A 13,060-nucleotide genomic window follows, 5' to 3' on the forward strand; every position below is an offset into this window, starting at 1 on the left:
AATTTTGTTGCGAAAATTAGTATTAGTAATTAAAATAACTATAGGTACCTAATTGGTATAATCAAATAGGAATAGTAAGAGTTTGACATTTTAATTTATAATAAAAAATAATTTTAAAGTGTTAAGTAAAAATACTTGACACTTAATTATTATTCTGTTAGAATCTCAAATGTGGGTAAGGTGATATACATGGAAGATAGAGTTGAGATTTCCTTGCTAATGGATTATTATGGTCCATTGCTTACGGAAAAGCAAAAGAGTATCATGGAGCTATATTACAATGATGACTTATCCTTAGCTGAGATTGCTGAATTAAATAGCACTAGTAGGCAAGCAATTCATGACCTAATAAAAAGATGCTACAAACAATTTCTATCCTATGAAAGTAAATTAAATTTACTTGAAAAGTCTTTAGAAAAAGAAAAGAAAATTTCAGAATTCTTAAATCAAGTTAATGAAAAATATTCTTTGATGGCTGAAGACTATATAAATTATAAAGAAACTCTAGAAAATTTATAGGCATAGGAGGGTTAACATGGCTTTTGAAGGTTTAGCTGATAAGTTACAAGAAACGTTTAAGAAACTTAGAGGCAAAGGTAAATTAGGCGAAAAAGATATTAAAGAAGCCATGAGAGAAGTAAAGCTTGCGTTATTAGAAGCTGACGTTAACTTCAAGGTTGTAAAAACTTTTGTTAAAAATGTTAGTGAAAAATGTGTTGGTAGTGAAGTTTTAGAAAGCTTAACACCTGCTCAGCAAGTCATCAAGATAGTTAATGATGAACTTACAGATCTTATGGGAGGTAGTGAAAGTAAAATAGACTTCTCTGGTGTTGGGCCAACTGTTATTATGTTAGTTGGACTTCAAGGGGCAGGGAAAACCACAATGGCTGGTAAACTTGCACTACAATTAAGAAAAGATAAAAATAAAAGACCTTTATTAGTTGCTTGTGATATATATAGACCAGCAGCAATTAAACAATTAGAGGTTGTAGGAAAGCAAATTGACATTCCAGTTTTCCAAATGGGTGATAAAATTAGCCCTGTACAAATTGCCAAAGAAGGTATAAAATACGGTAGGGAAAACGGAAATAATGTTGTAATTATAGATACAGCTGGTAGACTTCATATAGATGAAGAGCTAATGACTGAACTTAAAGATGTAAAGGCTGAAGTTAATCCTTCAGAAATCTTACTTGTTGTTGACTCAATGACAGGACAAGATGCTGTAAATGTTGCAGAAACCTTTAATGAAGCACTTGATATCTCAGGCGTTATATTAACAAAACTTGATGGAGATACAAGAGGTGGAGCTGCTTTATCAATTAGGCATATGACTCAAAAGCCAATTAAATTTATTGGTGTTGGGGAAAAGATGAATGATTTTGAAGTATTCCATCCAGATAGAATGGCTAGTAGAATTTTAGGAATGGGTGATGTACTTTCATTAATCGAAAAGGCTCAAGAGGCAATTGATGAAAAAGAAGCTAAAGAGTTAGGTCAAAAGATGATGGAAAATGACTTTACTTATGATGATTATTTAACAGCTATGGAGCAAATGAAAAAGTTAGGATCATTAAGTAAAATCATGGACATGATACCAGGAGTTCCTAAAGAGATGAAAGAAATTGACTTTGATGCTGGTGAAAAACAATTAGCAAGAGTAAAAGCAATAATTTATTCAATGACTCCAAAGGAAAGAAAAAATCCAAAACTTATAGTAGGTTCGTCTTCAAGAAAGAAGAGAATAGCTAATGGTTCTGGTACATCATTACAAGAAGTTAACAAACTCATAAAAGGACATGAAATGATGAGAAAGCAAATGAGGCAAATGAAATCATTGACTAAAAAGTCCAAAAAAGGTTTATTTGGTAAATTACCTTTTTAAAGAGTTTATATATATATTACTTTAAAGGAGGTGAAATTAATGGCAGTAAAAATCAGATTAAGAAGAATGGGTGCTAAAAAAGCTCCTTTCTACAGAGTTGTTGTTGCTGATTCTAGATGCCCAAGAGATGGAAGATTCATCGAAGAAATCGGGTACTACAATCCAATAACTGAACCAGCTGAAATCAAAATCGATGAAGAAAAAGCTACAAAATGGATAAAAAATGGTGCACAACCTACAGATGTAGTTAAGAGACTATTCAACACAGTAGGACTTAACAAGTAATTTTTAGGAGGTGAACTCTGCAAAATATATACAATTTAGTACATAGTATTTGCAGACTTTTATGAAAGATTTAGTTGAAATAATTGCTAAATCCTTAGTGGATAATCCAAATGAAGTTCATGTAAATGAAGTTCAAGGAGAGCAAGAATTAATTCTTGAATTAAAGGTTGCTCCTGAAGATATGGGTAAGGTAATAGGCAAACAAGGTAGAGTAGCAAAAGCTATTAGAACTGTTGTAAAAGCCGCAGCACTAAACGAAAAACAAAAAGTAGTAGTTGAAATTATCGATTAAAGAGTTAGGATTTTCCTAACTCTTTTTTTATTTTAATTAAAACTTTAAAAATATTTTTTATAATTCATATAATCAATAATTATTTTGCTAAAATATAAAAAGTTTGATATAAATAATATATGAAAAAATTAAACTAACATAAGAGGTGAATATAAGTGAGTAAAAATTTAAAAGTAGGTAAAATAGTAAATACTCATGGTTTAAAAGGTGAAGTTAAGGTTATTCCATTAACAGACAATATGAGAAGATTTGATGATTTAGAATATGTTTTAATTGAAGGTAAAGAGGTTAATATAGAAAAGTGTAAATATCAAAAAGATAGAATAATAGTTAAGCTTGAAGGCATAGATAAAATAGAAGATGCAGAAAGGCTTAAAGAAAAGTTTATGGAAGTAGAAAGAGAAAATGCAGTTAAACTTGAGGAAGATTGTTACTTTTTAGCTGATTTAAGAGAGTGCATAGTATTTGATACAAATGGAAAAGAATTAGGTAAGATATATGATGTTATACAAACTAAAAACAATGATGTATATTGGATAAGAAAACCTAAAGAATTATTAATACCGGTTCTTAAAAGTATAGTATTAGATATTAATATAGATGAAAGAAAAATTACAGTAAGACCAGTAGGAGAATGGATGGATGAAGATTAGTATTCTAACTCTATTTCCTGAGATGTTTGATATTTTTAATCATAGTATTATAGGAAAAGCTAAAGAAAAAGAATTAATATCAATTGATACCTTAAATATAAGAGATTATACATTAAATAAACATAAAAAAGTAGATGATTATCCTTATGGTGGTGGAGCTGGAATGGTTATGGCAGCTCAACCAGTAGTTGATTGTATAAGAGCTTGTAAGGAAAGTAATAATGGAAAGGTAATTTTTTTAGGACCAAAAGGTAAAACTTTTAATCAAGAGTTAGCAACAAAGTTATCAAAGGAAGAAAACTTAATTTTTCTTTGTGGTCATTATGAAGGAATAGATGAAAGAGCTTTTAAGGAAGTTGATATGGAAATTTCATTAGGAGATTTTGTATTAACAGGAGGAGAAATGGCTGCTATTCCAGTCATTGATTCTATTTTAAGATTAGTACCAGGAGTTTTAAATAAATCTGAAAGTCATGAAGATGAATCATTTTCAGAAGGATTACTAGAGTATCCACAATACACAAGACCAGAAGTATTTGAGGGGGAGGCTGTACCATCAGTTTTATTATCAGGGCATCATGAAAACATAAGAAAATGGAGAAGGCTACAGTCTTTACATATAACAAGAGAAAGAAGACCCGATTTATACAATAATATAATACTTACAAAAGAGGATAAAAAATTATTAAATAGCAAAAAATAATAGCTTGAAATGTAAAAAAACTTATGTTACAATAACTCCTGTGCTAGTACGGGCGTTCCGCTGTCAAAGTATTTGTTAAGAGCGTCAATTATCAATTTAGGAGGGAATGCACGATGAACGAAATATTAAGAGCTATAGAAGCAGAACAAATGAGAAATGACTTACCAAACTTCAATGTTGGGGATAACGTTAAATTACACGTTAAAGTTAAAGAAGGTAACAGAGAAAGAATACAAATGTTCGAAGGAACTGTTATTAAGAGACAAAACGGTGGTTTAAGAGAAACTTTCACAGTAAGAAGAATTGCTTACGGTGTTGGAGTTGAAAGAACTTTCCCAGTTAACTCACCAATCATCGAAAAGATGGAAGTTACAAGAAGAGGTAAAGTAAGAAGAGCTAAGTTATTCTACTTAAGAGATAGAGTAGGTAAGGCTGCTAAAGTTAAGGAATTATTAACTAGATAATTTAAAGTTAATAAAGATATTAAGGGACTTAGTATTAAGTCCCTTTTTGTTTGCAATAATATAAGTAAGATTCTAAATTTTAATTTGGATAATAGAAATTATGACTAAGAATTTGGAAAAAGTTGTTCAATATAAAAAGTAATACTTAATTATAAATAATACATATTAAAAGGGAGGAATAATTAATGGCTACTATAAATTGGTTCCCGGGGCATATGAAAAAAACAAAAAGGGAAATACAAGATAATTTAAAGCTTGTTGATGCAGTAATAGAAATTAGAGATGCTAGAATTCCAAGGAGTTCTGCAAATCCTGATATAGATAAACTTTGTGCAGGAAAGCCAAGATTAATTTTATTAAATAAAAGTGACTTAACAGAAGCTAAGGTAACTAAGGAGTGGATAAATGAACTATCTAGTGATTCTGTTAAGGTTTTGGAAGTTAATTGTTTAAAGGGGCAAGGCTTACAACAAATAAAACCAGCACTTTTAGAACTTCTAAAAGAAAAACATGAAAGAGCTAAAGCTAAGGGTTTAGTTAAGTTTATGATGAGAGTAATGGTAGTAGGTGTTCCAAACTGTGGTAAATCTACATTTATAAATAAAATGGCAAGAAATAATATTGCTAAAACTGGAGACAGAGCTGGGGTTACAAAAAGTAAGCAATGGATAAAAACAGCTTTTGATATGGAAATGTTAGATACACCAGGAGTTTTATGGCCTAAATTTGAAGATGAAAGAACTGCTTTAAATTTAGCTTTCGCAGGTTCTATTAAAGATGAAATAATGGATATAGAAGAATTAGCATATAAGCTTGTTGAAAGACTTCAAGAATATTATCCAGAGAGATTAATAGAGAGATTTGGAATTGAAGAAATACAAGAAAATCCATTAGATAATTTAGATGCTATTGCAAGAAAAAGAGGATGTATAATGGCACGTAATGAAATTAATTATAATAGAATTGCTGTTATGCTTATTGATGAATTTAGAGGCGGAAAGCTTGGTAAAATTTCTTTAGAGCGTCCAGATGATGTTTTTGAGGAAGAAGAAGTTGTTGCTAAGGAAGAAACTGAAAAAGAAAGAAAAAGAAGAATAAGAAAAGAAAAGAGAAACGAAAAGAAAAAGGAAAAAAGATAATGGATATATTAACTACAGATATTAGCACTTTAAGTTTTAAAGCTGTTAAGGAAATGGTAGATAAAATAAAAGTTAATGAAATATATAAGTCTAAAGAGTTAATTTATATTATAAATGTATTAAAAAATGATAAAAGAAAAAATATCAATAGTTTAGGTGATAAGCTTAAAAAATCAAAAGAAAAAATAGAAAATGAAATTAAAAGAGTTAGAAATATGTATAACTTTGATAAATCATTTGTGGGTTATAATATTATTGCAGGGGTAGATGAAGTTGGTAGAGGTCCTTTAGCTGGTCCTATAGTTTCCTGTGCAGTAGTTTTAGATTTAAATGTTATAGATGAAGATTTAATTTTATGGATTAACGATTCTAAAAAATTAAATGAAGGAAAAAGAGAAGAATTAGCATCAATAATAAAAGAAAAAGCATTATCATATTATATAGCTTCTCGTAGTTCTTATGAAATAGATGCAAGAGGAATAGGAGTTTGTAATAATGAAGTTTTTTTAGAAGCTTGTAATAACTTAAAGGTAAAACCAGATTTAGTATTATCTGATGGATATACAGTTAAGGGTATACAAATTCCAAATAAATCTGTAATTAAAGGTGATACAAAGTCAGCTTGTATTGCAGCTGCTTCTATAGTAGCTAAAGTTTATAGAGATAATTTAATGAAAGAGTATGCAAAAAAGTATCCTAATTATGCTTTTGAAGAAAACGTTGGATATGGAACTACAAAACATATAGAGGGCATAAAAAATTATGGCACTACCAAAATACATAGAATGTCTTTTTTAACTAATATATTATCTAAGTAACTATTTTAAAATTATTATTTTAAGTATAGATTGATAAAAAATTATATATTTTTACAGATAGATTTTGCTTTTAAATAATAAAATTAATTAATAGGTTCTAAATGAATCTTTTATATGATTTACTTTAAAATTATTATTTAATTTATTAAAGTTAACTTCAATAACATCATATCGAACATTGTAGTTATTGTATTTTTCATATAGTAAATACATTTCAGATAATTTAATAATTTGTTTTTGTTTATAGTAGGTAACAGCTTCAATTGGATTTCCAAAGGAGTTTGTATACCTACTTTTTACTTCGCAGAAAATTATAATATCATTTTTTATAGATATAATATCTATTTCACCATATCTATTTCTATAATTCATGTCTAATATTTTATATCCATTATTAATGAGAAAATCACGGGCTATGCTTTCACCATATTTTCCAATTGCCTTATTGTAGTTTTTCATATTTTCACCTCTTTATATAAGTTTTAGAATATATTTAATAATAGACTTTGATGGAAAGTTTTATTCAATATTTAAATGATATAATTTACTAATAATAAAATTTTAGTTAAATATTTATATTTATTAAAAATTAAATAATTAATAAAATATTTTAAAAGGTGATTAATATGGATTTAGGAAAGTTTAATAATTTAAGTGAATTGATAGATTCAATTAATTTGGGTTTAGATATAGAATTTTATCTTTTTGAAATTAGATATAATATATCTCCTGGAGATGATGAATATTTTATTTGTGAATGTCCTAATGGGAATGCAGTATATTATAAAAATGGATTAGATATGGTTAATAACTATAAAATAAATGATAAATTATTAAAAGATTTATGGAGTGATATTGGATTATATTCAATGTAATTTATTGAAAAAATTAAGATTACTTGTATTAATAATAAAGATAATGTCAAGAATCAACACTATAATAAAAATGAAAAAAAGGGGTTGATTTATTGGCTATAAATATAATTAGTGCTACCCATAGAGGATTAGATGGAGTACTTATAAATGTTGAAGTTGATATAACTAAAGGGGTTCCAAGCTTTTCGATTGTTGGCCTTCCAGATACATCTATTAAAGAATCTAAAGAAAGAGTAAGGCTTGCAATAGTAAATAGTGGATATGAGTTTCCTTTAGGGAGAATTACTATAAACTTAGCTCCTGCTGACGTGAAAAAAATAGGAAGTCTTTTAGATTTACCAATAGCTCTTGGGATATTAATGGCATCAAGGCAAATTGAAAGAAAGCCACTAGATAACTATATAATTTTTGGAGAACTTTCATTAAATGGTGAGTTAAAAGGAGTTAAGGGAGCAGTACCAATTATTTTTGAAGGTGATAACAATAAAAAGCAAAACTTTATTTTCCCTCTTGAAAACTTAAAAGAAATGAGAAATTTTGTTTTAGGAAACTTCTTTCCATTTAAAACTTTAAATCAAGTAATATCATATATACAAAATGAAGATTTACTTCCTTATAAAGGAGAAAAGAAAATAAAAGATAAAGAGATTTTTATTAATAAATTTGAAGATATAATGGGACAATACACATCGAAAAAAGCTATGGAAATTGTAGCTGCTGGAAATCATAATATAATGCTATTTGGTTCTCCTGGCTCTGGAAAAACAATGCTTGCAAAAGCCTTGCCTTCAATATTACCACCTATGACGATAGAAGAACAACAAGAAGTTGCAAAAATATATAGCATATCAGGACTATTAAGGGATGGATATAATATTTCAAGACCTTTTAGATCTCCACATAATACTATAACTAAAAGTGCATTAATTGGTGGAGGAAAAGATGTAAAAGCTGGCGAAATAACTTTAGCTCATAATGGAATTTTATTTCTAGATGAAATATTAGAGTTTAAAAGGGAATTACTAGAACTTTTGAGGCAACCTTTAGAAGATAAGGTTATAAATATTTCAAGACTAAAGGAAAGTTATACATTGCCAAGCAACTTTATATTAGTAGGAACTTTTAATCCGTGTCCTTGTGGGAAAATGCTTGATTATGATTCAGGATCAACTTGTACATGTACTGAATTAGAAAAAAAGAGATATATAAATAGAATGTCTAGAGCGCTTTTAGATAGAATTGATATATTAAATTTTGTTCCAAGAATAAAAATAACTGAAATTGCAGGAGAAAAAGATAAAATTAATTCTGACAATATGCGACATGATGTGATTTTAGCAAGAGAAATTCAAAAAGAGAGATTTAAGGGAACAAAATACAGATATAATTCTGAAATTATAGGTAAAGATGTTTTAAATTTATGTAGTATTAATAAAAATGCTAAAAAGGTTTTAGATGAATATTATCGTAGATATGATATAACTCTTAGAGGCTATACTAAGATAATAAAAGTAGCTAGAACTATAGCAGATTTAGATTGTAGCAGTGAAATTATGGATTATCATATTATTGAAGCAGTAGGATTTAGAAAAAATGTTTTTGGAGAAATAATATAAGGAGAGTTTGAAATATGAATAGGCATGAAATATGGTTTATAGCATTAAAAATATCAAATTTATCTAAGATAAAATTAATAGAAAAGTATAATAACGAAGAAAATATTTATAATAATATTGATAATATAATTAATGATAAATTATTGTACAAAAATTTTTTAGCTAGATTAAGCGAAAAAAATAGCATTGAAGAAGAAAAATTAGAGGAATATTTATTTAAAAATAACATAAAGTATGTAACATATTCATCTAACAATTATCCAAAAAAATTAAGAAATATTACTAATCCACCATATGTTTTATTTTATAAAGGGGATATAGAACTTTTTGATTATAATATGGCTGCCGTTGTCGGCTCTAGAAAAAATACTACTTACGGCGAACAAGTTACAAAGCTTATAGCATCAGAGTTATATAATCTTTCTTATGGAGTTGTAAGTGGAGTTGCAGCAGGTATAGATTCAATAGCTCATAAGGAGATATTAAAGAAAAATGGAAAAACAATAGGGGTTTTAGGATGTGGTATAGATGTTGTTTATCCAAAATATAATAAGCAATTATATGAAGAAATTTCAGAAAAGGGCTTATTGATATCAGAATTTTTACCATCTACAAAACCACTACCATATAATTTCCCTCAAAGAAACAGAATAGTAAGTGGATTAAGTAATGGAGTAATTGTTGTAGAAGCATCTGATAAGAGTGGATCTTTAATAACCGTTGATTATGCAATTAGTCAATCAAGAGATGTTATAGTCGTTCCAGGATCAATTTTTAATCAAAATAGCAAGGGGTGTAATTTATTAATTTATCAAGGAGCACGCCCTTTTTTGGAAAAAGATGATTTGTGCGAATTTCTTAATGTTATTAAAAAAGACATTAAAAATAATGCCAAAAATAGTATTAAAAAGTGTTTGTTGGATGTAATAGGGAGAGAACCTATACATATAGATAAAATAATGGAAAGGCTAAATATTGACAGGATAGCTTTATTTGAGTTATTATTTGAAATGCAAAATGAAAATGAAATTATTTGCCTACCAGGCAATTATTATGCGAAGATTAGTTAGATAGTTTTAGGGGGGTAAAAGCTCCTAAGAGATAAATAGGAGTTGATGGTATGGGTCAGAATCTTGTTATTGTAGAATCACCTGCAAAAGCAAAGACTATAAGTAAGTATTTAGGAAAGAATTATACAGTAGAAGCTTCAATGGGGCATGTTAGAGATTTGCCTAAAAGTAAATTAGGTGTTGATATAGAAGATAACTTTAATCCAAAATATATAACTATTAGGGGAAAGGGAGAGTTAATAGCTAAATTAAAAAAAGCAGCTAAAAAAGCAGATAAAATTTACCTTGCAACTGACCCTGATAGAGAGGGAGAAGCAATATCATGGCATCTAGCAAATATATTAAAAATTTCAGAAGATGATACATGTAGAATAGTATTTAATGAAATAACTAAAAGTGCAGTAAAGGAATCTATAAAAGAAGCAAGAAAAATAAATTTAAATTTAGTTGATGCTCAACAAGCAAGAAGAGTGTTAGATAGACTTGTTGGATATGAAATAAGTCCTATACTTTGGAAAAATGTTAAATGGGGATTAAGTGCAGGAAGAGTTCAGTCAGCTGCATTAAAACTTATTTGTGATAAGGAAGAAGAAATAAAGGCTTTTGAACCAAAGGAATATTGGACAGTAGATTGTATTTTAAAAAAGGAAAGAAAAAAATTCCCTATAAAGTTAACAAAATACGAAAATAAAAAATTAGAAATAAAAACAGAAGAAGAAGCTAATAAAATAATAAAAGACTTAGAAGAAAATGATTACAAGGTACATAAGGTTAAAAAAGGTAGTAGATTAAAAAATCCATTACCACCATTTACAACAAGTACTTTGCAACAAGAAGCTTCTAAAAAGCTTAATTTTATGACTAAAAGAACTATGTCTATAGCTCAAGCTCTTTATGAAGGGGTTGAAGTAAAAGGGTATGGTACAGTTGGTTTAATAACTTATATGAGAACAGACTCTGTAAGAGTATCAGAAGAGGCACAGGGAAAAGCTGTTGATTTTATAAAACAAAATTATGGAGAAGAATATATTCCGAAAGTACCTAGAATATATAAAGGAAAGAAAAATATTCAAGATGCACATGAAGCTATAAGACCTTCTCATATTGACATAACTCCAGAGATAGCAAAGTCAAGTTTATCAGCAGAGCAATATAAGTTATATAGTTTAATATGGAAAAGATTTATTGCAAGTCAAATGAGTTCATGCTCACTAAATACAAATAGTATAGACATAATAAATGGTGAGTATTTATTTAAAGCTTCTGGTTCAACTATTAAATTTGATGGTTTTATGAAAGTATATGATTATACAACAGAAGATGATGAAAATGATGTGACACTGCCAATATTAGAAGAAGGCGAAATATTATCATCGGTTTCTGTTGAAGGAAAACAACATTTTACTCAGCCACCAGCAAGATATACAGAAGCATCTTTTGTAAAGCTACTTGAGGAAAAAGGAATAGGAAGACCTAGTACTTATGTACCAACAATTTCTACATTATTAAGTAGAGAGTATGTATCAAGAGAAAAGAAAAATTTAATACCAACAGAATTAGGCTTTATAGTAAATAATATAATGTCGGATTATTTCAAACAAATAGTTGATGTTGATTTTACAGCTGATATGGAAAGAAAGCTTGACTATATTGAAGAAGGTAGCGAAGAGTGGAAGGGTGTAGTTGGAGAATTTTTTACGCCTCTTAAAGTAGCCATAGATAAAGCAGAAAAGGAAATTTCAAAGGTTGTAATTGAAGATAAAGTAAGTGATGTTCCATGTGATAAATGTGGAAGAATGATGGTTATAAAACGTGGAAGATATGGTACTTTCTTAGCATGTCCTGGATATCCTGAATGTCATAATGCAAAACCAATAGTAGAAGAACTAGAAGTTCCATGTCCTAAATGTGGAGGAAAAATCTTAGCTAAGAGAAGTAAAAAAGGAAAGAAATTCTTTGGGTGTTCTAATTATCCAAATTGTGACTTTGTAAGCTGGAATGAACCTATAAAAGAAGCATGCTCAAAATGTGGTAGTTATATGACTGCTAAGTATTCAAAAACTAAGGGAAAGTATGCAGTATGTTCAAATGCCGAATGTGGAAATACTATGCCTTTAGAAGATGATAACGAAAAGAAAGATGATAAATAAGTATTTATTATAACCCTTGTCGAAAGATTGTAAAAAATGTTGTAAAAAAAAATCTTATATGATACTATTAGATTAAGAAAAAATTTTTTAAAATTGTGATAATTTTGAAAATTAATACTAGAGTGATAAAGGTTATGATGGGGGGAATATTTAGTTGTTATCATTATTAAATAAAACTAGAAGACTAAATAAAATACTGCAAAAGGGTGGAGCAGATCCTGTAGTATTTGATGATATATGTAAACTTTTAAGTGAAGTATTAGAATGTAATGTATATATAGTTAGTAGAAGAGGAAAACTTTTAGGACATACCTTCTCAAGAGACTTTGAGTGCAGAATAATGAAAAAATATGTTTTAGAAGAAAATAGATTTCCAGTATCATATAATGAAAGCTTATTAAAAATTACAGAAACTTTAGCGAATTCTAAAAGTAATGGTAATTGTGTATTTAAAGGAGAAGGTGCTTGTGAAGTTTCTAATAAAATATCTACTATAGTTCCCATAATAGGAAATCGTGAAAGAATGGGAACATTAATACTAGCTAGATTTGGAGAAGAGTTTACAGAAGAAGATTTAATATTAGCAGAACATAGTACAACTATTGTAGGAATGGAAATGCTTAGAGCTAAACAAGATGAATTAGAAGAAGAGGCAAGAAAGAAAGCTGTAGTTCAATTAGCTATTGGAACTTTATCTTATTCAGAACTTGAAGCTGTAGAGCATATATTTAATGAACTTGAAGGTAATGAAGGATTATTAGTTGCATCAAAAATTGCAGATAAAGTAGGTATAACAAGAAGTGTCATTGTAAATGCTTTAAGAAAATTTGAAAGTGCTGGAGTAATTGAATCAAGATCTTTAGGAATGAAGGGAACTCATATTAAAATTTTAAATGAAAAATTAGTAGAAGAGTTAAAGAAAATAAGATAAAAATTATATCTTAGATTAAATAAAACTCTATATAATAAAGAAGGCTATCAAATGTTGAAATAAAAGTATTTTAATATTTATAGCTTTTTTTATATAAAATTTTAAAGTTTAAAAATTTATATAAAAAGAGATTAATTTTATATGTAAATATAACTAATTAAGCTTAGCTTTATTTTAAT

15 protein-coding genes are annotated in these 13,060 nt (G+C 28.2%); 14 read left to right on the forward strand and 1 reads right to left on the reverse strand.

All coding sequences use genetic code 11. From position 1 onward, the window contains the following. Positions 1–189 precede the first annotated feature (189 nt). The 9 genes from QZ321_RS00395 to QZ321_RS00435 all read left to right on the forward strand — a co-directional run bounded on the left by QZ321_RS00395 (position 190) and on the right by QZ321_RS00435 (position 6,239). Positions 190–519, forward strand: a complete 330-nt coding sequence (locus tag QZ321_RS00395) for a putative DNA-binding protein (RefSeq protein WP_291749729.1) — start codon at positions 190–192, stop codon at positions 517–519. 16 nt (positions 520–535) lie between these two features. After that, positions 536–1,885, forward strand: coding sequence for a signal recognition particle protein (gene ffh, locus QZ321_RS00400; protein ID WP_291743665.1), 1,350 nt, complete (start codon positions 536–538; stop codon positions 1,883–1,885). Positions 1,886–1,924: 39 nt separating this feature from the next. Continuing rightward, a complete protein-coding gene (gene rpsP, locus QZ321_RS00405; protein WP_291743667.1) occupies positions 1,925–2,170 on the forward strand; it encodes a 30S ribosomal protein S16 in 246 nt (81 codons plus the stop codon). A gap of 61 nt (positions 2,171–2,231) precedes the next feature. Beyond that, a complete protein-coding gene (locus tag QZ321_RS00410; protein ID WP_291749751.1) occupies positions 2,232–2,462 on the forward strand; it encodes a KH domain-containing protein in 231 nt (76 codons plus the stop codon). A gap of 155 nt (positions 2,463–2,617) precedes the next feature. Next, positions 2,618–3,115 (forward strand): ribosome maturation factor RimM, encoded by a 498-nt coding sequence (gene rimM / locus QZ321_RS00415; RefSeq protein WP_291749726.1) that lies wholly within the window; start codon positions 2,618–2,620, stop codon positions 3,113–3,115. Continuing rightward, complete coding sequence (gene trmD / locus QZ321_RS00420) at positions 3,105–3,818, forward strand: tRNA (guanosine(37)-N1)-methyltransferase TrmD (RefSeq protein ID WP_291749723.1); 714 nt, start codon at positions 3,105–3,107, stop codon at positions 3,816–3,818. Before rimM ends, trmD begins: the two co-directional genes overlap by 11 nt. 113 nt (positions 3,819–3,931) lie before the next feature. Further along, entirely contained in the window at positions 3,932–4,282 is a 351-nt protein-coding gene (rplS, locus tag QZ321_RS00425) for a 50S ribosomal protein L19 (protein ID WP_291743673.1), read from the forward strand. Positions 4,283–4,467: 185 nt separating this feature from the next. Beyond that, complete coding sequence (ylqF, locus tag QZ321_RS00430) at positions 4,468–5,421, forward strand: ribosome biogenesis GTPase YlqF (RefSeq protein ID WP_291749721.1); 954 nt, start codon at positions 4,468–4,470, stop codon at positions 5,419–5,421. Next, on the forward strand, positions 5,421–6,239 hold the full coding sequence (locus QZ321_RS00435) for a ribonuclease HII (protein ID WP_291743676.1): 819 nt from the start codon (positions 5,421–5,423) through the stop codon (positions 6,237–6,239). Before ylqF ends, QZ321_RS00435 begins: the two co-directional genes overlap by 1 nt. Positions 6,240–6,326: 87 nt before the next feature. Here the strand turns inward: QZ321_RS00435 and QZ321_RS00440 are convergent, their stop codons facing one another. Further along, positions 6,327–6,698: a YraN family protein gene (locus tag QZ321_RS00440; protein WP_291749718.1), complete on the reverse strand. Its 372-nt coding sequence runs from the start codon at positions 6,696–6,698 to the stop codon at positions 6,327–6,329. A 167-nt stretch (positions 6,699–6,865) separates the two neighbouring features. Between QZ321_RS00440 and QZ321_RS00445 the strand changes: the two genes are divergently transcribed. The 5 genes from QZ321_RS00445 (at position 6,866) to codY (ending at position 12,881) form a co-directional block, all read left to right on the forward strand. After that, positions 6,866–7,114 (forward strand): hypothetical protein, encoded by a 249-nt coding sequence (locus QZ321_RS00445; protein WP_291749716.1) that lies wholly within the window; start codon positions 6,866–6,868, stop codon positions 7,112–7,114. A 92-nt stretch (positions 7,115–7,206) separates the two neighbouring features. Continuing rightward, positions 7,207–8,730, forward strand: coding sequence for a YifB family Mg chelatase-like AAA ATPase (locus QZ321_RS00450; RefSeq protein WP_291749713.1), 1,524 nt, complete (start codon positions 7,207–7,209; stop codon positions 8,728–8,730). A 14-nt stretch (positions 8,731–8,744) separates the two neighbouring features. Next, positions 8,745–9,800, forward strand: coding sequence for a DNA-processing protein DprA (gene dprA, locus QZ321_RS00455; protein WP_291749711.1), 1,056 nt, complete (start codon positions 8,745–8,747; stop codon positions 9,798–9,800). A 50-nt stretch (positions 9,801–9,850) separates the two neighbouring features. Beyond that, the gene (gene topA, locus QZ321_RS00460; RefSeq protein ID WP_291749708.1) at positions 9,851–11,950 is read left to right on the forward strand and encodes a type I DNA topoisomerase; all 2,100 of its coding nucleotides are present in this window, start codon (positions 9,851–9,853) and stop codon (positions 11,948–11,950) included. 154 nt (positions 11,951–12,104) lie between these two features. Continuing rightward, on the forward strand, positions 12,105–12,881 hold the full coding sequence (codY, locus tag QZ321_RS00465) for a GTP-sensing pleiotropic transcriptional regulator CodY (RefSeq protein ID WP_291749705.1): 777 nt from the start codon (positions 12,105–12,107) through the stop codon (positions 12,879–12,881). Positions 12,882–13,060: the final 179 nt, after the last annotated feature.

Source organism: uncultured Clostridium sp., from assembly GCF_910588715.1.
Classification (GTDB): Bacteria; Bacillota; Clostridia; order Clostridiales; family Clostridiaceae; genus Clostridium.

Coding starts and splice junctions, on each gene's coding strand:
- QZ321_RS00445 (WP_291749716.1), top strand. CDS start 6,866: ATGGATTTAGGAAAGTTTAATAATTTAAGTGAATTGATAGATTCAATT.
- ylqF (WP_291749721.1), top strand. CDS start 4,468: ATGGCTACTATAAATTGGTTCCCGGGGCATATGAAAAAAACAAAAAGG.
- QZ321_RS00440 (WP_291749718.1), bottom strand. CDS start 6,698: ATGAAAAACTACAATAAGGCAATTGGAAAATATGGTGAAAGCATAGCC.
- QZ321_RS00410 (WP_291749751.1), top strand. CDS start 2,232: ATGAAAGATTTAGTTGAAATAATTGCTAAATCCTTAGTGGATAATCCA.
- rpsP (WP_291743667.1), top strand. CDS start 1,925: ATGGCAGTAAAAATCAGATTAAGAAGAATGGGTGCTAAAAAAGCTCCT.
- trmD (WP_291749723.1), top strand. CDS start 3,105: ATGAAGATTAGTATTCTAACTCTATTTCCTGAGATGTTTGATATTTTT.
- dprA (WP_291749711.1), top strand. CDS start 8,745: ATGAATAGGCATGAAATATGGTTTATAGCATTAAAAATATCAAATTTA.
- QZ321_RS00435 (WP_291743676.1), top strand. CDS start 5,421: ATGGATATATTAACTACAGATATTAGCACTTTAAGTTTTAAAGCTGTT.
- rplS (WP_291743673.1), top strand. CDS start 3,932: ATGAACGAAATATTAAGAGCTATAGAAGCAGAACAAATGAGAAATGAC.
- ffh (WP_291743665.1), top strand. CDS start 536: ATGGCTTTTGAAGGTTTAGCTGATAAGTTACAAGAAACGTTTAAGAAA.
- QZ321_RS00395 (WP_291749729.1), top strand. CDS start 190: ATGGAAGATAGAGTTGAGATTTCCTTGCTAATGGATTATTATGGTCCA.
- topA (WP_291749708.1), top strand. CDS start 9,851: ATGGGTCAGAATCTTGTTATTGTAGAATCACCTGCAAAAGCAAAGACT.